Below are 21,434 nucleotides of genomic sequence, written 5' to 3'. Positions count from 1 at the left end.
AGCACGCCGCCAGCGTTCGTCCTGAGCCAGGATCAAACTCTCCAAACAATGCTTGAAAAGTAATCCCCAGCAGACACCCCCCGGCTAAGGAAGGATGCCGTCAAAGGAATCCGTCACCGACACCGAAGTGCCGCTATGACGGGGTCATGCATGATTCATGCACTGGCTTTTAGCACACTGTTGAGTTCTCAAGAAACGGACGCGACCACCATCACCCGAAACCCACCAGGGAGTCTCGAGATCCAGGGCGATGACTTCCGTTCGGCCGACTCTAAGACGATCGCCACATCGCGGACCTGGAGGGCCACACGATCTCGGCTGATGCTCTTGTGAGAGCGACCACCCCTTTCGGGGCAACCACTCCATCTTAAACCCTCGCCCGCCTCGCGTCAAACCTTTCAGTCTGGCGCGCCACGAGCGACCCGGGCTTGACGCGAACGCCCCGTCTGGATGGCTGTCGGAGTGGCTTACCCGCCGGGGCCTGGCCGCCTTTCGGCGTCCCGTGCTCCCGGGGGCGAAGAGAACATTAGGCAACGTCGACCCGGCCGTCAAATCACGCCGAGATGGCCGAAACCCTAGGTCAGACGGGAACTTCCGGCGCAGGCGATCTTCCGCGCCATACGATTGTTACCTACGTCACAGCAACTTTTGGCCATAAAACAGCCGCCCCGGTCCAGGACCGGGGCGGCTGCCCAGTGCCAAGTCAGCGATTGCCAAGCCAGCGTGGTGTCAGGCCGGCACGGTGCCAAGCCAACACGGGGCCGAACATCACGAAGTCGACGTCAGCGCAGCGCGGGGACGTCAGGCGATCTCGACGCCGCCGACCGTCTTCTTGCCCCTGCGCAGCACGAGGAAGCGGCCGTGCAGCAGGTCGTCCGCCGAGGGCACGTACTCCTCGTCGGTGATCTTCGTGTTGTTCAGGTACGCGCCGCCCTCCTTGACCGCCCGGCGCGCTGCGGACTTCGACTCGACCAGGCCGCTCTGCGCGAGCAGCTCGACGTACGGCGCGCCCAGGGCGGGCAGGACCGCCTTGGGCACCTCGGCGAGCGCGGACTCCAGCGTACGGGCGTCGAGCTCGGCCAGCGAGCCCTGCCCGAACAGCGCGCGCGAAGCCGCGATCACCCCGGCCAGCTCGTCGGGGCCGTGGACCAGAGTCGTCAGGTCCTCGGCCAGGGCGCGTTGCGCCTCCCGAGCGGCCGGCCGCTCGGCCACGGCTAGTTCCAGCTCGTCGATCTCCTGGCGTGTCCGGAAGGTGAAGACCTTGAGAAAGCGCACCACGTCCCGGTCGTCGGCGTTCAGCCAGTACTGGTAGAACGCGTACGGCGAGGTCAGCGCGGGATCGAGCCAGACCGCGCCGCCGGCCGTCTTGCCGAACTTCGTGCCGTCGGCCTTGGTGATCAGCTTGCCGGTCAGCGCGTGGACATGCGCTCCGTCGACCCGGCGGATCAGGTCGACGCCCGCGATGATGTTGCCCCACTGGTCGCTGCCGCCGACCTGCAACGCGCATCCGTGCCGCCGGTGCAGCTCGAGGTAGTCGTTGGCCTGCAGGATCTGGTAACTGAACTCGGTGTAGCTGAGCCCCTCGCCAGCGAGCCGAGCGGAGACCGACTCCCTCGCCAGCATGCGGTTGACGGGGAAGTGCTTGCCGATGTCCCGGAGGAAATCGATCGCCGACAGGTTCGCGGTCCAGTCGAGGTTGCTGACCAGCGCCGCCGCTGTCGGTCCCCCCTCGAAGGACAGGAACTTCTCGACCTGCACCCGAATTCGTGAAACCCATTCGGCGACTATGTCGCTGGAGTTCAGCGCCCGCTCGGTGCTGCGGCCGCTCGGGTCACCGATCAAACCGGTGGCGCCTCCGACCAGGCCGATGGGCCGGTGACCTGCCCGCTGGAAACGGGTCAGGATCAGCAGCGTGGCGAGGTTGCCCACGTGCAGAGAGGGTGCGGTCGGGTCGAAGCCCGCATAAACGGTGATCGGACCGTCCGCCAGCGCCTTTCGCAGCGCGTCGATGTCGGTCGTCTGCGCGAGCACGTCGCGCCACTCGAGCTCGTCGAGGATGTCAGCCATCTCCGACGTCGGCACGAGGTTGCCTGAAATTGCGGTCACGGTCGTGGCTTTCGCTTATCGATGGTGGATGCACGGGCTTCCGTACAAGCCTGCCTGATCACGAAACCTTATCGCCACTTCTTACCTACGCGTCAGCTCATGGCTCGGCCTCGACGCCGGGGAACGTGGGCGCGGTATGGCGAGACGGTGGGGTCGCCGTCGATCCAGAACCTCCAGGGCGTCTCGGCCCCCGTCGACACGCCGGTGCGAGGACCTGTCCTGATCTGGCTGGACGGCACGGGCCGGCCCTCGTGCGCCCGGATCGGACCGCCGGAGCAGCAGTCCGTTCCGTTGTGGTCCCTGACCAGGCCGAGCGCCACGGTGAGCCTGGCCGGCCCACGCGCGAGATCGCGATCCGGGACACGCCGCACCAACCCCTCCAGGTCCGGCCCGTCGGCGTGCGGCATGCGCCGGATGCGCGCGGTGTGCACACCCGCGATCACTTCGCCGGCGCGTAACAGGACGGCCGAGGCGCTGCCCGCGGGCATGCACACGAGATTGGCGCAGAAGTGCATGCCGTACGTGAAGTAGACGTAGAGGTGCCCCGGGGGACCGAACATGACCGAGTTACGCGGAGTGCGACCCCGATAGGTGTGGGAGGCCGGGTCCTGCCCCGGCCCGCCGTACGCCTCGACCTCACTCAGCCGCACCGCCACCGACCCGTGCACGACCACGCGCCCGAGCAGGTCGGGCGCGACCACGTCGGAAGGGCGGTCGAAGAAGTCGCGGCCGAGCGGGGCGCCCGCGACGTCCCCGATCAGCTCTCGTTCGCCCATGCCGCCTGACCGTCGACGACCTCACGGAGGTTCGCGATCTGGTCGCGGACCCGGTCGGGCGCGGTGCCGCCGAAGGCGCTGCGGGCGGCCAGCGCGCCGTGCACGTTCAGCACGTCGCGAACGCTCGCACCCGTGGCGTCGACGGCGAAGTGCGGCGATACCTTGGCCAGCTCGTCGTCGGTGAGCTCACCGAGGTCCTTGTCGTTCACCTGGCACCACACCACCAGGTGGCCGACCGCCTCGTGCGCCTCGCGGAACGGCACCCCGCGGCGGACCAACAGTTCGGCGAGGTCGGTGGCCAGGGCGAAGCCGTCGGGCGCGCTGGCCTCCAGCTTGGCCTTGTTCACGCGCATCGTGGAGATCATGCCCGACACGGCGGGGAGCACCAGGAGTAGGGTGTCGACCGCGTCGAACACCGGCTCCTTGTCCTCCTGCAGGTCGCGGTTGTAGGTGAGCGGCAGGCCCTTGAGGGTCGTCAGCAGCGACATCAGCGCACCGATCAGCCGGCCGCTCTTGCCCCTGGCCAGCTCGGCCACGTCGGGGTTCTTCTTCTGCGGCATGATCGACGAGCCGGTGGAATAGGCGTCGTCCACCTCGATCCACCGGAACTCCTGCGAGGCCCACAGCACGATCTCCTCGCCGAGCCGGGAGATGTGCACGCCGATCAGCGCCGCGCAGAACAGGAACTCGGCCGCGAAGTCGCGGTCGGCGACGGCGTCCATCGAGTTCGGCGCGGGCGCGTCGAACCCGAGTTCGGCGGCGACGGCGGCGGGGTCGAGCGGCAGGGAGGACCCGGCCAGCGCGCCCGAGCCGAGCGGCGAGACCGCCGCGCGCGTGTCCCAGTCACGGAGGCGGTGCACGTCCCTGGTGAGCGCGTGGACATGGGCCAGAAGCTGGTGGCCGAAGGACACGGGCTGGGCGTGCTGCAGATGCGTCATGCCAGGCGCGGCGACGTCGGCGTTCTCCTCGGCCTGGCTGATCAGCGCCGTCTCCAGCTCGACAAGCCGGGAGACGATCACGCGGACGTGGTCACGCAGGTAGAGGCGCAGGTCGGTGGCGATCTGGTCATTGCGGCTGCGGCCGGCGCGGAGTTTGCCGCCCAGGGAGCCGAGCCGTTCGAGCAGGCCGCGCTCCAGCGCCGTGTGCACGTCCTCGTCGGCCACGGTGGGGCGGAACTCCCCCTTGCGGCATGCCTGATCGAGGTCGTCGAGCGCGCCCAGCATGCGGCCGAGCTCCTCCTGCGTGAGCAGCCCGGCGCGGTGCAGCACGCGCGCGTGCGCGCGCGAGGCCAGCAGATCGTACGGCGCGAGCCGCCAGTCGAACTGCACGCTCACCGACAGGCGCGTGAGGGCGTCCGCGGGTCCCCCCTCGAACCTGCCACCCCAGAGCCGCATCGGCTTGTTGTCCGCCACCGTCTTCTCCCTCCGATATTCAAGTCCCTGCAGAAAAAAATGACCGCGCGCCGTTCCCGCCCGGGGCCGTCATATATGGATCCGTGCGCCTTATCCGGTTTCTCGGATGAACCTTCGACGCGAATCCTTCACGCGGATCCTTCTGCGGGACTAATCCGCGACCTTAGCCGACGTACGCCCCGGTCCCTGCACCGGAACCGGGGCGTATACCGGGTGAATCAGGCCTGGCGGGTATCCGCGCGGCCGCGATTTCCGTGTGGTCCATCGAGTGCGGCGATCTCCTGCCGACCTCGGCCGGCGGGCCCTTCTCCCACGGTCTGCGCACCGGTCCTCCCGGTAAGGGAGAAGACGGCCACCGATGCGCCGAGTCCGCCCGTGAGTGGGCCCGGCACGTCATGGTTCCTGTTTCTCACTGCCATGATCGCGGACCTCCACGGCGAGCTTGTGCCTGGTCACGTCGGGCGGGCGGCGGGTCGCCAGGTTGAGCAGGGTCTTGGCCAGCGCCTGCCCCCCGGTCGGATCACGGCTGATGACGAGGATCGTGTCGTCGCCGGCCACCGTGCCGAGAATCGACTCCCAGCCCGCGTGGTCGATGGCCGAGGCGAGGAACTGTGCCGCTCCCGGCGGCGTGCGCAGGATCACGAGGTTGGCCGACGCCTCGGCCGACACCAGGAGCTCCTCCGCGATTCTCCGCAGCCGCGCGTCGGGGTTCTCCAGCACGCTGGTGGCGGCACCGGTCCGGTAGATCGGTATCCGTCCCCCGCCCTCGCCGGGCAGCGCGTAGACCAGCGTGCCGTCGTCGGCCCGCAGCTTCAGCGCGCCCAGCTCGTCGAGATCGCGGGAGAGCGTGGCCTGGGTGACCTCCACTCCCTGCTCCGCCAGGAGCTTGGCCAGCTCGGGCTGTGAGCGGACCTTGTGCCTGGTCAGCAGCTCCACTATCCGCGCGTGCCGGGCCGCCTTGGTCAGCGGGATGGTCACGACCCCTCCGCACCCCGCGTCGCCAGCCAGTGCAGCAGCGCCTTCTGAGCGTGCAGCCGGTTCTCCGCCTGGTCCCACACCACGCTCTGCGGTCCGTCGATGACATCCGCGGCGATCTCCAGCCCTCGGTACGCCGGGAGGCAGTGAAGCACGATCGCGCCCGGATCCGCCAGGCCGAGCAGGGCCGTGGACACCTGATAGGAGGCGAAGGCCGCGACCCGCTCGTCCTTGCCGTCCTGGCCCATGGACACCCAGGTGTCGGTCGCGACGACGTGCGCCCCGGCCACCGCGGCCTCCGGATCGGTCACCGCCGTGACGGATCCGCCCGTGGCCGCCGCGATCTCGGCAGCCCGCTCCATGACCAGGGCGTCGGGCAGGTAGCCCGCCGGCGCCCCGATCCGGACGTGCATGCCGGCCGTGGCCCCGCCCAGCAGGTAGGAGTGGGCCATGTTGTTGGCGCCGTCGCCGAGATAGGCGAGCGTGAGGCCCCGCGGCGTGCCCTTGTGCTCCCGGATCGTCTGCAGATCGGCGAGGATCTGGCAGGGATGGAACTCGTCGGTCAGCGCGTTCACCACCGGCACCGTGGAGTGGGCCGCCATCACCTCGATGCGCTCCTGGCCCGCCGTCCGCCACACGATCGCCGCGACCTGCCGGGACAGCACCCGCGCGGTGTCCTCGATCGGCTCTCCGCGTCCCATCTGCGACGTGCCGAGGTCCATGAGCAGAGGCTGGCCGCCCAACTCGGCGACACCGACGGTGAAGGAGACCCGGGTGCGGGTGGACGGCTTGTCGAACAGCACGGCGACCGTGCGGGGGCCCTCGAAGGGCCGGTAGCCGAACCGGTCCTTCTTCATCGCTTCGGCGAGGTCGAGCACCTGCGCCTGCTCTTCCGGCGAGAGGTCGTCGTCCCGCAGGAAGTGTCTTACCTGCGCCGGGTCCGCGCCCTGGCCGACTCGCGCCGGGTCCGCGCCCTGTCCAACTTGCGCCGGGTCCGCGCCCTGTCTCACCCACTCCGTCTGACCACCCTGGCCCGGGCCGGCGACGGGGTTCACAAGGTCGTTGTCAGGCATCTGCGGCCTCCAGGATGCCGGGCAGCGCGTCGAGGAAGGTCTGCACATCGGATTCGGTGATGACAAGCGGCGGCGCGAGCCGCACCGCGTCGGGCTGCAGGGCGTTGACCAGGAATCCGGCCTCCTGCGCCGCCGCCTGCACCTGCGCCGACTTCGGCGCGGTGAGCACGGCGGCGAGCCAGAGCCCGCGTCCCCTGACTCCCTTGAGCAATGGATGCCGCACGGCGGCGATTCCCTCGGACAGCAGCGCCCCCACCGTCGCGACATTGCCGAGCAGTCCGTCGCGCTCGATCGTGTCGAGCACCGCGAGTGCCGCCGCGCACGAGACCGGGTTGCCACCGAAGGTCGAGCCGTGGTCGCCCTTGGCAAAGACCTCGCCGGCCTCGCCGAAGCCGATGCAGGCACCGATGGGCATGCCTCCGCCGAGGCCCTTGGCCAGCGTCAGGACGTCGGGGACGACCCCCTCCGCCTGGTGGGCGAACCAGTGCCCGGTGCGGCCGATGGCCGACTGGATCTCGTCGGCGACGAGCAGCGCCCCCGCCGAGGAGCAGATCTCCCTGGCGGTGCGGAAGTAGCCGTCGGGCGGCGGTATGACACCGGCCTCACCCTGGGTGGGCTCCAGGAAGACCGCGGAGCAGTCCTCGGTCACCGCGTTCTTGAGCGCGTCCGCGTCCCCGTACGGAACGAACCTGACGTCGAGTGGGAACGGCCCGAACTGGTCGCGGATCGAGGGCTTGCCCGTCAGTGACAGCGCGCCGAGCGTGCGGCCGTGGAAGCCGTTCTCCGCCGCCACCATGTAGCCGCGGCCATGCGTCTTGCCGTACTTGATGGCGATCTTGACTGCCGCCTCGTTGGCCTCGGTGCCGGAGTTGGACAGGAAGACCCGCGCGGGCTCTCCGAGCAGGGCGAGCAGCTTCTCGGCGAGCAGCACCTCGGGCTCGTTCAGGAACAGGTTCGAGGTGTGCGCGAGCGTGGACACCTGCCGGGACACCGCCTCGACCAGGACCGGGTGGTTGTGGCCGAGCGAGGTCACCGCGATGCCGCCGATGAGGTCGAGGTAGCGGCGCCCGTCCACGTCCCAGACCGCGCAGCCCTCGCCGCGTGCTATGGCGACCGGCGGCACCCCGTAGTTGCGCATGAACACCGCTTCGAAGCGTCCGCGTAGTTCGTCGTTGGTGGTCACCTGGCAACCTCCCCGTTCACGGCGCCGTCCGCCGTCGCTCCGATCCCGCCTCGCCCCGCCGGGGCGGCGTCGTCGGGCTCGACCATCGTCCCGATGCCCTCGTCGGTGAAGACCTCCAGCAGCAGCGCGTGCGGCACCCGCCCGTCGAGCACGTGGGCCTGTGGGACGCCACCGCGCACGGCCGCCAGGCATGCCTCCATCTTCGGCACCATGCCACTGGACAGCGAGGGCAGCAACCTGGCGAGTTCGGACGCCCCGATGCGGCTGATGACCTCCTCACCCGAGCCTGATTCCCCGCCTTCGGCAGGAGGTTGCCAGTCGGCGTACAGCCCTTCGACGTCGGTGAGGACGATGAGCTTCGACGCCTGGAGCGCCACGGCGAGAGCGGCCGCGGCGGTGTCGGCGTTGACGTTGTAGATCCCGCCGTCCTCGCCCCGGGCCACGGACGACACCACCGGGATGCGGCCGTCGTCCAGCAGGGCCCGCACGGCGCCGGCCTCGACCCGGACGATCTCCCCGACCTGTCCGATGTCGACCTTGACGCCGTCCACGACGACGTGCTTGCGCTCGGCGGTGAACAGGTGGGCGTCCTCGCCGGACATGCCGACCGCGAACGGCCCATGCCCGTTGATCAGCCCGACCACGTCGCGGTTGACCTGGCCGACCAGGACCATCCGGACGACCTGCATCGCCTCGGGCGTGGTCACCCGCAGCCCGGACACGAAGTGGCTGTCGATCCCGAGCAGATCGAGGTGCGACTGGATCTGCGGGCCGCCGCCGTGCACGATCACCGGCCGCAGGCCGGCGTAGCGCAGGAACACCACATCGGCCGCGAACTTGGCCCGCAGGTGCTCCTCCGTCATCGCGTTGCCGCCGTATTTGATGACGATGGTCGCGCCGTGGAAGCGCGCGAGCCAGGGCAGCGCCTCGATCAGGGTGTGCGCCTTGTCCAGGGCGCCGTTCCGTCTGACGTTCATGACGAGTACGCCGAGTTCTCGTGCACGTAGGCCGCCGTGAGGTCCGTGGTGTGCACGGTCGCGGAATGCGGGCCGGCGGACAGGTCGATGGTGATGGTCACGTCGCGGGGCCGCAGGTCGACCTTGGCGCGGTCGTCTCCCGCCGCGCCGCCGCGGCAGATCCAGATGCCGTTGACCGCCACGTTCACCCGCTCCGCGTCGAACACGGCGTCGGTGGTGCCGACCGCGCTGACCACCCGGCCCCAGTTGGGGTCCTCACCGTGGATCGCGCACTTGAGCAGGTTCGAGCGGGCGACCGAACGGCCCACCGCCACCGCGTCCTCCTCCGACGCCGCGCCGACGACCTCGATGGCGATCGCCTTCGAGGCGCCCTCGGCATCGACCAGAAGCTGCCGGGACAGGTCCCCGCACACAGCGGTGACGACCTTCTCGAACTCGGCGACGTCGGGGCGCACGCCCGACGCTCCGCTCGCGAGCAGCAGCACGGTGTCGTTGGTCGACATGCAGCCGTCGGTGTCGAGCCGGTCGAACGTCACGGAGGTCGCCCTGCGCAGCACCGTGTCGAGTTCCTCCGACGTGAGGTCGGCGTCGGTGGTCAGCACGCACAGCATCGTGGCGAGCGCGGGCGCGAGCATTCCAGCACCCTTGGCCATGCCGCCGACCATGTAGCCGTTCTCCCCGCGGCGGAACGAGATCTTGCTTACGGTGTCGGTGGTCCGGATCGCGTCGGCCGCCGCCAGGCCGCCGTCGCGGCTGAGCTGGGCGGCCGCGGTCCCGACGCCGCCGAGCAGCGCGTCCAGCGGCAGCCGCTCACCGATCAGGCCGGTGGAGCAGACCGCGATCTCCGCCGCGGAGTCGTCCAGGACCTCCGCCACCTTCTCGGCGGTGGCATGGGTGTCCTGAAAGCCCAGCGGACCGGTGCAGGCGTTGGCGCCGCCGGAGTTGAGGACGACGGCCCTCACCCGGCCGCCGTTGAGGACCTGAACCGACCACAGGACGGGCGCGGCCTTGAAGCGATTGCGGGTGAAGACTCCGGCCGCGGCACGTGAGGGGCCGTCGTTGACGACCAGGGCCAGGTCGCGGGCGCCGCCACTCTTGATTCCGGCGACAATTCCTGCGGCGCGGAAGCCAAGCGGTGCGGTCACGCTCATGCGTGCTCCTCACAGGGGACGATCTTGGTCACGGTGCGACTCCATTGATGGGAAGGCCGACTTCTTCCGGCAGGCCGAGAGCGAGGTTGGCACTCTGGATCGCGCCGCCCGCCGTCCCCTTGGTGAGATTGTCGATGGCGACGACGGCGACGATCCGCCCGGCCCGCTCGTCGACGGTCACCTGCAGGGCCGCGGTGTTGGCCCCGACCGTCATCGCGGTCGCCGGCCAGACCCCCTCGGGCAGCAGGCGGAGGAACGGCTCGTCCTTCACCGCCGCCTCGTACGCCTCCCGGACCGCGGCGGGGGTGACGCCTGGGGCGGCGGGAGCCGTGCAGGTCGCCAGGATGCCGCGGCTCATCGGCGCGAGGGTCGGCGTGAAGGACACCCGCACCGGCCCTCCGGCGACCGCCGACAGGTTCTGCTCCATCTCCGGGGTGTGCCGGTGCACCCCGCCCACGCCGTACGCGCTGACCGAGCCCATGACCTCACTGCCGAGCAGGTGGGTCTTGGGCGCCCGGCCGGCTCCGGAGGTGCCGCTCGCGGCGACGACCACGACGTCGGGCTCGGCCAGCCCGGCCGCGAAGGCGGGGAACATCGCCAGCGTCGCGGCCGTCGGGTAGCAGCCCGGGACCGCGATGCGCCGGGCGCCGCGCAGGACCTCTCGCTGACCGGGCAGCTCGGGCAGGCCGTAGGGCCACGTGCCGGCGTGGACGCCGCCGTAGAATGCCGTCCACTCTTGTGCGTCGGTCAGCCGGAAGTCGGCGCCGCAGTCGACGACGAGCGTGTCGTCGCCGAGTTCGGCGGCGACCGCGGCCGACTGACCGTGCGGGAGGGCGAGGAAGACGACGTCGTGACCGGCGAGCACGTCGGGGGTGGTCTGCTCGATCACCCGGTCGGCCAGCGACGGCAGGTGGGGCTGGTGGGCGCCGAGCCTGGTGCCCGCGCTGGACGCGGCGGTCAGCGCGCCGATCTCGACGGCGGGGTGTCCGAGCAGCAGACGTAGCAGCTCTCCTCCCGCGTAGCCGCTGGCTCCGGCGATCGCCGCCCTCATCCGTGCCCCCCGACTCCTGACGAGCCCTGCATGATCATGCAGGAGACCTCATGTTCTTGCTGGTGTAGAGAGTATGCATCGCAAAGCATGAGCATGCAAGCGGCGTTCCGAAGAATGGACATCTAGCAGACGTACCTACCGGTCGGTATCGTGAAACCTCCGGTTAACGAACGAATCCGGGAGTGCGCCAGCATGACGATCACGAACGAACAGGTCCAGGCCCAGCTCACGGCGCCGGGGCAGCTCTTCGAGATGGAAGAGGTCGAGGTCGGCGGTCACAAGATCCGGGCGTGGAAGCACGCGCCAGCGACCTTCCGGGCCCTCCTGGAGATCACCCGGTTTCACGGGGACAAGGTGTTCGTCGTCTACGAGGACGAGCGCATCACGTACGAGGAGCACTTCCGGCTGGCCGCGACGCTCGCCAACCGCCTGGTTGACGACTACGGCGTACGCGAGGGCGACCGCGTCGCCGTGGCCATGCGCAACTACCCCGAGTGGATCGTCTCCTTCTCCGCGGTGCTCGCCGCCGGGGCGGTGGCCGTGCCGCTCAACGCCTGGTGGACCGAGCAGGAGCTGGAGTACGGCCTGAGCGACTCCGGCGCCAAGGTCGTGATCGCCGACGGCGAGCGGGCCGCCCGGATGGCCGGCAGCGGCCTGCCGATGATCGTCACCCGGGGCGAGGGGGCCAACTGGGCGGAGGTCCTCGGCGAGGTCCGCGCCGACGTGACGCTGCCGGCGGTGGAGATCGGCCCCGACGACCCCGCCACGATCTTCTACACCTCCGGCACCACGGGCAGGTCCAAGGGCGCCCTCGGCAGCCACCGCAACCTCGGCCAGGCGCCGATGACCGTCGCGTACGCGATGATGCGGACGGTGGCGATGGCCGGCAGGGACGTGGCCGCGGCGGCGGAAAAGCGCAGGATCACCCTGCTGACCGTGCCCCTCTTCCACGTCACCGGCTGCTTCGCCGTACTGATGACCACGATGTTCAGCGGCGGCGGGCTCGTGCTGATGTACAGGTGGGACCCCAAGCGGGCCCTGGAGCTCATCGAGCGCGAGAAGGTCACCGTGATGAGCGGCGTGCCGACCAACGCCTGGCAGCTGCTGTCGCACGCCGACCTGGACAAGCACGACATCTCCTCGCTCGGCTCCATCTCGTACGGTGGCGCCCCGGCTCCCCCGAAGCTGCTGGAGCGGATCACCGAGTCGCTCCCCAACCGCACGCCCGCCAACGGATACGGCATGACCGAGACGACGGCGCTGGCGATCTACAACAGCGGCGGGGACTACCTGGCCAAGCCCGACAGCATCGGGCTGCCGCTCGCCGTCGTGGACGTCAAGGTCTGCGACCCGCTCGGTGCCGAGCTGCCGCGCGGCCAGGTCGGTGAGCTGTGCATGCGCGGGCCGATCGTGATCATGGGCTACTGGAACCGCCCGGACGCCACCGCGGAGACGCTCGTGGACGGCTGGCTGTACACGGGCGACCTGGCCCGCATCGACGAGGACGGCTACGTCTACATCGTCGACCGCGCCAAGGACATGGTCATCAGGGGCGGCGAGAACGTCTACTGCGCCGAAGTCGAGGCCGCCCTGTTCGAGCATCCCGCGGTGGACGACGCGGCCGTGATCGGCATCCCGGACGACGAGATGGGCGAGCAGGTCGGCGCGGTCGTACGGCTCAGGCAGGGCGCCGAGGCCGGCGGCGAGGAGCTCCAGGAGTTCCTGCGCGGCCGCATCGCGGCGTTCAAGGTGCCGGTGCGGTTCTGGTTCAGGGAGGCCGAACTGCCGCGCAACCCCGGCGGCAAGGTGCTCAAGACCCACCTGCGCAAGGAGACCCTGGGCCTCTAGCCGTCCGCAGGGCGACGGGGCAGCGATCGGCGGGGGCCCGGTTACCTCCCGCGTAATCGCCTCTTCTCGGGGCCGCGTGACACCGTTCACGTGTCGTCACGGAAGACATCCCCGAAGGAGTGGACAATGACCGACTACACCGCCCTGGCCGAGCGTTACATCGCCACCTGGAACGAGCGCGACGACGAGGCCAGGGCGAAGGCGGTGGCGGACCTGTGGACCGAGGACGGCGGCTACGTCGACCCGCTGGCCGCCGTCGCCGGGCACGAGGGGATCGCCGCCGTGATCGCCGGGGCGCAGGAGATGTTCCCCGGGTTCGTGTTCACCCTGGGCGGGCCCGTGGACGGCCATCACGACATCGCGCGCTTCACCTGGCACCTGGGCCCGGAAGCCGCCGGCGAACCCGTCGTGATCGGCTTCGACGTCGTGACGCTCACCGGAGACGGCCGGATCCGCAACGTGTACGGCTTCCTCGACAAGGTCCCCGCCTGATCGCGCACCCGCTCCGGAGCCGCGCGGGACTTCCACCCCCGGGCGGCTCCGGAAGGCCGGCCACGTCGCCGCGTTCCTCAGGCTGCCGGTCGCCCCATGCGCCCTCGGGAGAGGGCCGGGCGCGGGCCTCGCGGAGTCGCCGGACGCAGTGCTCGCCGGCGTGAAATGTTCATCGGCGTTTCGGCATTACAGGTCGTCTTTTATCGGTCCGTGGCCCCGAAATTTTTCAGCCGTTCTTTGACATGTTTCAAAGCCGGTTCTCACAATGATCCTCCGGCGAACCCCGGGGCCGGGCGGCGCTCCCCTACCGGCGATAACGCCGCCCGGCCGTCCCCCTCGATCGGAGGAGCAGACATGGTCGACAGCGCCGCGCCCAGTGCAAGACGTAAAGGCTTACGCAGAACTCTCGCCACGGCGCTCGCGGGCGTCGTGACCGCGGCGCTCGCCACCGTGACCTTCTCGGCCACCGCCGCACAGGCGGCCGACTGCAGCAGCGGGTACGTCGGCCTGACCTACGACGACGGCCCCAACCCCAGCAACACCACCAACCTGCTCAACACCCTCAGATCGAACGGCCTGCGCGCCACGTTCTTCAACATCGGCCAAAACGCCCAGAACAACCCCTCCCTGGTCAGAGCCCAAGTCGACGCAGGCATGTGGGTCGGCAACCACAGCTGGACCCACCCCCACCTCACCCAGATGAGCAGCTCCCAAATCCAGTCAGAACTCCAGCGCACCCAGCAGGCCATCCAACAGGCCACCGGCACCGCACCCAAACTGTTCCGCCCCCCATACGGCGAAACCAACTCCACACTCAAGTCAGTCGAACAACAACTCGGACTCAGAGAGATCATCTGGGACGTCGACTCCCAAGACTGGAACGGCGCCAGCACCTCACAAATCGTCCAAGCCGCCGGCCGCCTCCAGAACGGCCAAATCATCCTCATGCACGCCCAATACTCCACACCCGTCCAAGCCATCTCACAAATCGCCGCCACCCTCCGCAGCCGCACCCTCTGCGCCGGCATGATCTCCCCCCCCACCGGACGCGCCGTCGCCCCCGACGGCAGCGGACCCGCCTCCCCGTCCCCGACAAGCCCCCAGTCCCCCAGCCCAAGCCCCAGCCGCAGCCCCTCTCCGTCTCCGTCTCCCTCGTTCACGCCTCCGCCGGGAACGGGCGGCTGCACCGCGACGATTGAGACCGTGAACTCCTGGACCGGCGGGTTCCAGTCCAACGTGACGGTGCGTGCGGGCAGTTCGGCGATCAGCGGCTGGACGGTGACCTGGAGCTGGCCCGGTTCCCAGACCATCAGCCAGCTGTGGGGAGGCCTCCTGGCCGGTTCCGGCTCCGCCGTCAGTGTGCGCAACGAGTCGTGGAACGGCACTTTGGGCGCGAGCGCCTCCACCACCTTCGGCTTCCTCGGCAACGGCACCGCCGCCACGCCGACGCTGACCTGCAGCGCGTCCTGACGGAGAACACGACGGGACTCCCTTGATCTCAGGGAGACCCGACGGCCGTACGGCGGGAGGGGACGACCCTCTCGCCGTACGGCCGTCGTGTTTCCGGGTGCTCCACACCGGCACGCGCGAGGCGGAAAAGCAGTTGCCCTCGTAGGGGCGTCTCGTTGAGATGACTCGCCGAGTTCGTACCGATGGTGGTGTGCGGCCTGTGGGGCGGCGCGATCGCCGACGCGCGCGACCGGCGCACGATCGTGATACTGAGCGAGCCGGGTTGTGCCTCTCCTCGGGTGCTCCTGCTCGTCAACGCGCTGCTGCCCAGGCCGCAGGTGTGGGTGCTGTACGCCGCGGGGGCGCTGGCCGCCGGGCTCGGCAGCGTACGCAGGCCAAGCGAGCAGGCACTGATCAACCGGGTGCTGCCGCTGGACCGGATGCCCGCGGCGTTCGCCTTGCAGGGCCTGGTCCTCAACGCCGCCATGATCGCGGGACCGGCCGCGGGGGGTCTCATCGTGGCCACCCTCGGTCCGGCCGCCTCCTACGGCGTCGACGTCGCCACGTTCCTGCTGTCCCTGGCGCTGCTGGTGAGGGTCGGCGCGGTCCCCCGCGCCGAGGAGCCCACCCCCGCGTCACTGCGTTCCTTGCTGGAAGGCGTGCGGTACGCGCTGCGACGGCCGGATCTGATGGGCACCTATCTCGTGGACATCGCCGCGATGGCCTTCGCCAGTTCCACCGCCCTGTTCCCCTTCCTGGCCGAGAACCTCGGCGCGCCCAAGGCCGTCGGAGTGCTGTACGCGGCCGGCGGCGTGGGCGTGGTGATCGCCTCACTCACCTCGGGCTGGACGGCCCACGTCCATCGGCACGGGCTCGCCGTCATCGTCTCGGCCACCCTGTGGGGCGTCGCCGTGGCGCTCGCCGCCCTGATGCCGGACATCTGGCTCGTCTTCCTGTTCCTCGCCGTCGCGGGCGGCGCCCGCCTCTCCTTGGGGGTGGGCGGGCTGCTGTGCGTGGCCGCGGTCGGCATGATGGCGGCGGCGCTGCCCAAGTTCCGCGGGTACGACGCGCGGACCGACGAGCACGCGATCGCCCTCCGCCCTCGGGAGACCGTAGAGGCATGAAATGTTCATCGGCGTTTCGGCTGGGCAACGCGGACTTGATCGGTTCATCCAGCTGAAACATTTCTAATGACCCTTTGACATGTTTCAGTGATGCTTTCCAGAATGATGCCCCGGCGAACCCCTGGGCCGGGCGGCGCTCACCCACCGGTGGACAGCACCGTCCGGCCCTCCCCGATCCGAGGAGCACACATGGCCGACAGCGCCGCACCCATCGGAAGACGTAAAGGCTTACGCACGACCCTCGCCACGGCGCTCGCGGGCGTCGTGACCGCGGCGCTCGCCACCGTGACCTTCTCGGCCACCGCCGCACAGGCGGCCGACTGCAGCAGCGGGTACGTCGGCCTGACCTACGACGACGGCCCCAACCCCAGCAACACCACCAACCTGCTCAACACCCTCAGATCGAACGGCCTGCGCGCCACGTTCTTCAACATCGGCCAAAACGCCCAGAACAACCCCTCCCTGGTCAGAGCCCAAGTCGACGCAGGCATGTGGGTCGGCAACCACAGCTGGACCCACCCCCACCTCACCCAGATGAGCAGCTCCCAAATCCAGTCAGAACTCCAGCGCACCCAGCAGGCCATCCAACAGGCCACCGGCACCGCACCCAAACTGTTCCGCCCCCCATACGGCGAAACCAACTCCACACTCAAGTCAGTCGAACAACAACTCGGACTCAGAGAGATCATCTGGGACGTCGACTCCCAAGACTGGAACGGCGCCAGCACCTCACAAATCGTCCAAGCCGCCGGCCGCCTCCAGAACGGCCAAATCATCCTCATGCACGACCAATACTCCACAACCGTCCAAGCCATCTCACAAATCGCCGCCAACCTCCGCAGCCGCAACCTCTGCGCCGGCATGATCTCCCCCACCACCGGACGCGCCGTCGCCCCCGACGGCAGCGGACCCGCCTCCCCGTCCCCGACAAGCCCCCAGTCCCCCAGCGCGACTCCCACCTCTGGTGGTGGCAGTGGGTCGATCAGGGGTGTCGCCTCGGGCCGCTGCGTGGACGTGCCGAACGCGAGCACCGCCGACGGCACGCAGGTGCAGCTGTACGACTGCAACGGCCAGACCAACCAGACCTGGAGCTCCACCTCTGCCGGTGAGATCCGCGTGTACGGCAACAAGTGCCTGGACGCGGCCGGCACCGGCAACGGCGCCAAGGTGCAGATCTACGGCTGCTGGGGCGGCGACAACCAGAAGTGGCGCATCAACTCCGACGGCTCCATCCAGGGCGTTCAGTCCGGGCTGTGCCTGGACGCCGTCGGGCAGGGCACCGGCAATGGCACCCAGATCCAGCTGTATGCCTGCCACGGCGGCACCAACCAGAAGTGGACCTGGAACAGATAGCCCGACCTGTGGCCCGTAGTGCGGAACACCCCCGGCACATCGCGGGCCACGACCCGGCCGCCCTTGTCGTATGAACCTGGCCGTCGGTCTCCTGCCGCGTGGGCTGACCGCCAGGAACGGTGCGGCGCTCTCCCTGAGCGCCGCACCTTCATCGACGCTCTCTGCGCAGGACGGACCGGCGCTCCCCGGCCGCCGGAACACAAACAGCCGGGTAAGACGACGGCTCAACCGCAGATGTCCCTCGCGATGAAAACCGTGATCCAGCGGCGCGGGGGTCGTCGCACCAGGTGACGGCGACGGAGGGGGCGCCGTCCTGGGACCTCATGACGCTGACCGCGCCCCCTCTCGTTGCGTGCAGGCGGCGAGTACGGCCACAAGCGTGGAGGTGGCCGCGACGGCGGATAGGAAGCGGCCTCCTAACGTTGCGTGTATCTTCCGCCCTTCCATCCGGCCTGCTGCTCGAACGTGATTCCCCAAGGATCAGAGCCTTTCAGGAAGTAGAGGATGGCGAAGGCGTACCATCCGCCCGTCCTATCCGCAGAGCAATTCCACTGCTGAGCGCGATGATATTCGTGGTGCAGTAGATCCCGGCGCTTGTCAGCCGACACGACGCCCTCGGGAAGCTCGGTCAGGAACACACCTTCGATCGTGACCCGCGCCCCCTGCGACGCCGTCACCGACCGGAAACGCGAACGCGAAAAAGGGCGCGCCGGCCCCCTGCGTTCCGGTCGGGAAAAAGAGAAAGCCCACACGGCCGTTCCAACGCACCGAGAATTTCATATGCCGGACCGGTGTTCCGGCCGCGATCAGGCGGGCAGACGTGATCACCGCTGAATGGGCATTGATCCTCTGGTTACCCGCGCGTATCGTCCGGAGTTGAGCACCACTCACATTCACGCGCGTGAACAGCACGAACCTTGGTCCCTTCACACCCCCCCGACATCGCGAAGGGAAGTTCCCCCATGTACGCGCGCCTTCGACGGGCGATCACCGCTGCCGCCGCGCTGGCTCTCGTCGCCGTCTGCCTGCCGGCGGCGCCGGCCGCCGCGGCCCCCTACTACCCTCCCGACGACTACTGCCTGGGCCAGTGCGCGGACGTCCTGCCACCCGGGCAGAACGGTAACGCCACCCTCGTCGACATCCTCGGCAACCAGGCCCTCGGCACGTACCCGGTCCACAGCAAGGACCAGCTCGGCAAGTACGCCGACCTCGTCTCGGGCTACACCGGCCTGACCGACGAGCAGATCACCGCGTTCTTCAACGACAGCTCGTTCGGCGTGCCGGCGGACCAGGTCGGCAGCACGGTCAGCCCGCGCTCGGATGTCACCATCGTCCGCGACAAGGCGACCGGTGTCCCGCACGTCACCGGCACCACCCGCGAGGGCACCATGTTCGGGGCGGGATACGCCGGTGCGCAGGACCGCCTGTGGCTGATGGACCTCATGCGCCACGTCGGCCGGGGCGAGCTGACGCCGTTCGCCGGTGGCGCCGCTGGCAACAGGGAGCTGGAGCAGAGCGTCTGGCGCAACTCCCCCTACACCGAGGCCGACCTCCAGGCCCAGATCGACCGGTTGAAGACGGCCGGGACCCGGGGCGCCCAGCTCTACGCGGACGTGCAGAACTACGTCGACGGGATCAACGCGTACATCGACCACTGCATGGCCGGCCGCAACTGCCCGGGTGAGTACGTGCTCACCGGCCACCTCGACGCGATCACGAACAAGGGCGGCCCGGAGGCCTTCCGGATGACCGACCTGATCGCGGTCTCCGGCGTGATCGGCGGTCTGTTCGGCGGTGGTGGCGGCGCCGAGATGCAGTCCGCCCTCGTACGCGTGGCCGCGCGGGCGAAGTACGGCGCCGCCGAGGGCGACCGAACGTGGGCGGCCCTCCGCTCGCAGAACGACCCGGAGACCGTGCTCACCCTGCACAACGGGCAGAGCTTCCCCTTCGGGACGGCCCCGGCCGGCGCGACCGGAGTGGTGCTGCCCGACGCGGGCACGACCGCGCCGGTCGACATCACGGCCAACGAGACCGGCACCGCGACGTCCGCGACCACGCAGGTCAAGAGCGCGCTGACCGGGCTCACGGTGGACAACTCCAAGCCGGAGATGTCCAACGCCATCGTGGTCTCGGCCGCCAAGGCGACCGGCGGCCATCCGATCGCCGTATTCGGTCCGCAGACCGGCTATTTCGCGCCGCAACTGCTCATGCTGGAGGAGCTGTCCGGGCCCGGTATCCGGGCGCGTGGCGCGGCCTTCGCCGGGCTCAACCTCTACGTGCTGCTCGGACGCGGCACCGACTACGCCTGGAGCGCCACCTCCGCCGCCGAGGACATCACCGACACCTACGCCGTGACGCTGTGCGACCCGAACGGCGGCACGCCCGCGGTCTCCAGCGACCACTACCTCTACCACGGCGTCTGCACGCCGATGGAGACCCTGAAGAAGACCAACTCCTGGAAGCCCAACACGGCCGACTCCACCGCCGCCGGGTCGTATGACCTGGTCATCAAGCGGACCAAGTATGGCCTGGTCACCTGGCGGGGCACGGTCGGCGGCGTGCCGACGGCGTTCACCGCGCTGCGCTCGACCTATCAGCACGAGGCGGACTCCGCGATCGGCTTCCAGATGTTCAACGACCCCGCGGAGATGGGCTCGGCGACCGCCTTCCGCGACTCGGCCTCCACCATCGGCTTCGCGTTCAACTGGTTCTACGTGAATTCCGCAGACGCGGCGTACTTCATGTCCGGCAACGTTCCCGTGCGGTCGGCGGTGTCCGATCCGAACCTGCCCATGACGGGCGACGCCGCCCACGAGTGGAGCGGCTTCGACCCGGCGGTCAACACGGCGTCCTATCTCCCGCCCTCGGCCCACCCGCAGGCGGTCAACCAGGACTACTTCGTGAGCTGGAACAACAAGCAGGCCACCGACTTCGGCGCGGCCGACGGCAACTTCAGCTTCGGCGCGGTCCACCGGGCCGACCTGCTGGACGCACCGGTCAAGGCGGCCCTGTCCTCGGGCACCCTCGACCGCGCCGGGGTCGTGAAGGTCATGGCGTCGGCCGCGACGACCGACCTGCGCGGATGGAAGGTGCTGCCCACGCTGCTGCGCGTGGTCAACAGCACGTCCGTCTCCGACCCCGCCCTGGCCTCGGCCGTCTCCAAGCTGTCCGCCTGGGCCGCCGCGGGCGCCAAACGGCAGGAGACCGCCAAGGGCAGCAAGACCTATGCGCACGCCGACGCCATCCGGATCTTCGACGCGTGGTGGCCGAAGCTGGTGCGGGCGCAGTTCCGGCCCGGGCTGGGCGACGGGCTCTACCAGGCGCTGGTCAACGCGCTGCAGATCAACGAGTCGCCGTCCGGGCACCAGCAGGGCGACGTCTCCTCGCTGCCCGGCTCGGCCGGCGAGGCGCAGGCGCACAAGGGGTCGTCGTTCCAGTACGGGTGGTGGGGCTACGTCGACAAGGACATCCGGGCCGTGCTGGGCGACCCGGTGGCCGCTCCCCTGCCCGCGAAGTACTGCGGGGCGAGTGTGGTGGCCTGCCGTACGGTCCTGCTGGACAGCCTGTCCGCGGCGCTGGCCGAACCGGCGGCGACGACCTACCCGGGTGACGACTCCTGCTCGGCGGGCGACCAGTGGTGCGCCGACGCCGTTCGGCAGTCGCCGCTCGGAGGCGTCAAGCACTCGCTGATCTCCTGGCAGAACCGGCCGACCTACCAGCAGGTCGTCTCATTCCCCGCGCACCGCGGCGACGACGTGACCGACCTCGCCCTGGGCCGTACGGCGAGCGCGTCGAGCACGCAGGGCTCCTACAGCCCCGCCAAGGCCGTCGACGGAGACCCCGCCAGCCGGTGGGCCAGCGGGTGGAGCGACAACCAGTACATCCAGGTCGATCTCGGCTCGGCGAAGACCGTGGGACGGGTGATCCTGCGCTGGGAGACGGCCTACGGCTCGTCGTACCGGATCCAGACCTCGGCGGACGGCGCGACGTGGACCAGTGTCGCGCAGACGACCACGGGCGACGGCGGCGTGGACACGATCACGTTCGCGCCGACCGGCGCGCGGTACGTGCGGATGCAGGGCGTCAAGCGCGGCACCGGCTACGGCTACTCGCTGTACTCCTTCGAGGTGTACGGCAGGTAGGACGCCGGTCAGCCCGGCTCGCGCCAGCCCTCGCCCTCCTCGGCGAGGGCGTCGAGCCGGGCGAGATCGGCCGGGCCGAGGGCGCCGGCCGGGTCGTCCACGACGACCACCCACTGGGCGTCCTCGGCGTCGTCCTCACCCGCGAGCAGCTCACGGACGACGCCGGGAACGCCGAGTGCCGGGAACAGCTCGGCCACGCTCTCGGCGGACTCCTCCGCGCTGTCCCGCTCGGGGAACACCAGCAGGTGACGCACCGATCCTCCGGAAGAGACGACCGCGGGTGCCGGCACCGTGCCCACTGAAGCACGGTGCCCCATCAGAG

At 69.7% G+C, this 21,434-nt stretch carries 17 protein-coding genes; 6 read left to right on the top strand and 11 right to left on the bottom strand.

The window, feature by feature from the left end:
* Positions 1–801: 801 nt before the first annotated feature.
* From tyrS to argC, 9 genes are all read right to left on the bottom strand, one after another.
* On the bottom strand, positions 802–2,067 hold the full coding sequence (tyrS, locus tag FLX07_RS31005) for a tyrosine--tRNA ligase (RefSeq protein WP_142575245.1): 1,266 nt from the start codon (positions 2,065–2,067) through the stop codon (positions 802–804).
* A gap of 131 nt (positions 2,068–2,198) precedes the next feature.
* Positions 2,199–2,882, bottom strand: a complete 684-nt coding sequence (locus FLX07_RS31000; protein WP_142575233.1) for a DNA-3-methyladenine glycosylase — start codon at positions 2,880–2,882, stop codon at positions 2,199–2,201.
* The gene (gene argH / locus FLX07_RS30995) at positions 2,864–4,276 is read right to left on the bottom strand and encodes an argininosuccinate lyase (RefSeq protein ID WP_142575244.1); all 1,413 of its coding nucleotides are present in this window, start codon (positions 4,274–4,276) and stop codon (positions 2,864–2,866) included. Before argH ends, FLX07_RS31000 begins: the two co-directional genes overlap by 19 nt.
* Before the next feature lie 411 nt (positions 4,277–4,687).
* Positions 4,688–5,272 carry an arginine repressor gene (locus FLX07_RS30990; RefSeq protein ID WP_142575232.1) on the bottom strand — a complete coding sequence of 195 codons (585 nt, stop codon included), beginning with the start codon at positions 5,270–5,272 and terminating at the stop codon, positions 4,688–4,690.
* Complete coding sequence (gene argF / locus FLX07_RS30985) at positions 5,269–6,342, bottom strand: ornithine carbamoyltransferase (RefSeq protein ID WP_142575231.1); 1,074 nt, start codon at positions 6,340–6,342, stop codon at positions 5,269–5,271. Before argF ends, FLX07_RS30990 begins: the two co-directional genes overlap by 4 nt.
* A complete protein-coding gene (locus tag FLX07_RS30980) occupies positions 6,335–7,480 on the bottom strand; it encodes an acetylornithine transaminase (RefSeq protein WP_223854450.1) in 1,146 nt (381 codons plus the stop codon). The genes argF and FLX07_RS30980 overlap by 8 nt, the downstream gene beginning before the upstream one ends.
* A 41-nt stretch (positions 7,481–7,521) precedes the next feature.
* Positions 7,522–8,502, bottom strand: a complete 981-nt coding sequence (gene argB / locus FLX07_RS30975; RefSeq protein WP_142575229.1) for an acetylglutamate kinase — start codon at positions 8,500–8,502, stop codon at positions 7,522–7,524.
* Entirely contained in the window at positions 8,499–9,653 is a 1,155-nt protein-coding gene (gene argJ, locus FLX07_RS30970; RefSeq protein WP_142575228.1) for a bifunctional glutamate N-acetyltransferase/amino-acid acetyltransferase ArgJ, read from the bottom strand. Before argJ ends, argB begins: the two co-directional genes overlap by 4 nt.
* 28 nt (positions 9,654–9,681) lie before the next feature.
* Positions 9,682–10,704, bottom strand: coding sequence for an N-acetyl-gamma-glutamyl-phosphate reductase (gene argC, locus FLX07_RS30965; RefSeq protein WP_142575227.1), 1,023 nt, complete (start codon positions 10,702–10,704; stop codon positions 9,682–9,684).
* 192 nt (positions 10,705–10,896) lie between these two features.
* Here argC and FLX07_RS30960 point away from each other — a divergent pair, with 192 nt between their 5' ends.
* The 5 genes from FLX07_RS30960 to FLX07_RS30940 all read left to right on the top strand — a co-directional run bounded on the left by FLX07_RS30960 (position 10,897) and on the right by FLX07_RS30940 (position 16,970).
* Positions 10,897–12,552 (top strand): class I adenylate-forming enzyme family protein, encoded by a 1,656-nt coding sequence (locus FLX07_RS30960; protein ID WP_142575226.1) that lies wholly within the window; start codon positions 10,897–10,899, stop codon positions 12,550–12,552.
* A gap of 126 nt (positions 12,553–12,678) precedes the next feature.
* A complete protein-coding gene (locus FLX07_RS30955; protein WP_142575225.1) occupies positions 12,679–13,044 on the top strand; it encodes a nuclear transport factor 2 family protein in 366 nt (121 codons plus the stop codon).
* 354 nt (positions 13,045–13,398) lie between these two features.
* Positions 13,399–14,514, top strand: a complete 1,116-nt coding sequence (locus tag FLX07_RS30950) for a polysaccharide deacetylase family protein (RefSeq protein ID WP_142575224.1) — start codon at positions 13,399–13,401, stop codon at positions 14,512–14,514.
* Between the two features lie 182 nt (positions 14,515–14,696).
* Complete coding sequence (locus tag FLX07_RS30945) at positions 14,697–15,617, top strand: MFS transporter (RefSeq protein WP_142575223.1); 921 nt, start codon at positions 14,697–14,699, stop codon at positions 15,615–15,617.
* 189 nt (positions 15,618–15,806) lie between these two features.
* Positions 15,807–16,970, top strand: coding sequence for a polysaccharide deacetylase family protein (locus FLX07_RS30940; RefSeq protein ID WP_142575222.1), 1,164 nt, complete (start codon positions 15,807–15,809; stop codon positions 16,968–16,970).
* Positions 16,971–17,386: 416 nt separating this feature from the next.
* Here the strand turns inward: FLX07_RS30940 and FLX07_RS30935 are convergent, their stop codons facing one another.
* Positions 17,387–17,608, bottom strand: coding sequence for a hypothetical protein (locus FLX07_RS30935; RefSeq protein ID WP_142575221.1), 222 nt, complete (start codon positions 17,606–17,608; stop codon positions 17,387–17,389).
* 324 nt (positions 17,609–17,932) lie between these two features.
* Between FLX07_RS30935 and FLX07_RS30930 the strand changes: the two genes are divergently transcribed.
* Entirely contained in the window at positions 17,933–21,112 is a 3,180-nt protein-coding gene (locus FLX07_RS30930) for a penicillin acylase family protein (protein ID WP_142575220.1), read from the top strand.
* An 8-nt stretch (positions 21,113–21,120) separates the two neighbouring features.
* Here FLX07_RS30930 and FLX07_RS30925 read toward each other — a convergent pair whose 3' ends face one another.
* The gene (locus FLX07_RS30925; protein WP_229689704.1) at positions 21,121–21,411 is read right to left on the bottom strand and encodes a hypothetical protein; all 291 of its coding nucleotides are present in this window, start codon (positions 21,409–21,411) and stop codon (positions 21,121–21,123) included.
* Between the last annotated feature and the right edge of the window lie 23 nt (positions 21,412–21,434).

This window comes from Microbispora bryophytorum (assembly GCF_006874465.1).
GTDB classification, from domain to species: Bacteria; Actinomycetota; Actinomycetes; order Streptosporangiales; family Streptosporangiaceae; genus Microbispora; species Microbispora bryophytorum.
This window is presented reverse-complemented; position numbering and strand designations above follow the sequence as displayed.

Excerpts from the sequence above, each read along its gene's own strand:
- tyrS (WP_142575245.1), bottom strand. The coding sequence starts at position 2,067 with ATGGCTGACATCCTCGACGAGCTCGAGTGGCGCGACGTGCTCGCGCAG.
- FLX07_RS31000 (WP_142575233.1), bottom strand. The coding sequence starts at position 2,882 with ATGGGCGAACGAGAGCTGATCGGGGACGTCGCGGGCGCCCCGCTCGGC.
- argH (WP_142575244.1), bottom strand. The coding sequence starts at position 4,276 with ATGCGGCTCTGGGGTGGCAGGTTCGAGGGGGGACCCGCGGACGCCCTC.
- argF (WP_142575231.1), bottom strand. The coding sequence starts at position 6,342 with ATGCCTGACAACGACCTTGTGAACCCCGTCGCCGGCCCGGGCCAGGGT.
- FLX07_RS30980 (WP_223854450.1), bottom strand. The coding sequence starts at position 7,480 with ATGCGCAACTACGGGGTGCCGCCGGTCGCCATAGCACGCGGCGAGGGC.
- argB (WP_142575229.1), bottom strand. The coding sequence starts at position 8,502 with ATGAACGTCAGACGGAACGGCGCCCTGGACAAGGCGCACACCCTGATC.
- argJ (WP_142575228.1), bottom strand. The coding sequence starts at position 9,653 with ATGAGCGTGACCGCACCGCTTGGCTTCCGCGCCGCAGGAATTGTCGCC.
- argC (WP_142575227.1), bottom strand. The coding sequence starts at position 10,704 with ATGAGGGCGGCGATCGCCGGAGCCAGCGGCTACGCGGGAGGAGAGCTG.
- FLX07_RS30960 (WP_142575226.1), top strand. The coding sequence starts at position 10,897 with ATGACGATCACGAACGAACAGGTCCAGGCCCAGCTCACGGCGCCGGGG.
- FLX07_RS30955 (WP_142575225.1), top strand. The coding sequence starts at position 12,679 with ATGACCGACTACACCGCCCTGGCCGAGCGTTACATCGCCACCTGGAAC.
- FLX07_RS30950 (WP_142575224.1), top strand. The coding sequence starts at position 13,399 with ATGGTCGACAGCGCCGCGCCCAGTGCAAGACGTAAAGGCTTACGCAGA.
- FLX07_RS30945 (WP_142575223.1), top strand. The coding sequence starts at position 14,697 with ATGGTGGTGTGCGGCCTGTGGGGCGGCGCGATCGCCGACGCGCGCGAC.
- FLX07_RS30940 (WP_142575222.1), top strand. The coding sequence starts at position 15,807 with ATGGCCGACAGCGCCGCACCCATCGGAAGACGTAAAGGCTTACGCACG.
- FLX07_RS30930 (WP_142575220.1), top strand. The coding sequence starts at position 17,933 with ATGTACGCGCGCCTTCGACGGGCGATCACCGCTGCCGCCGCGCTGGCT.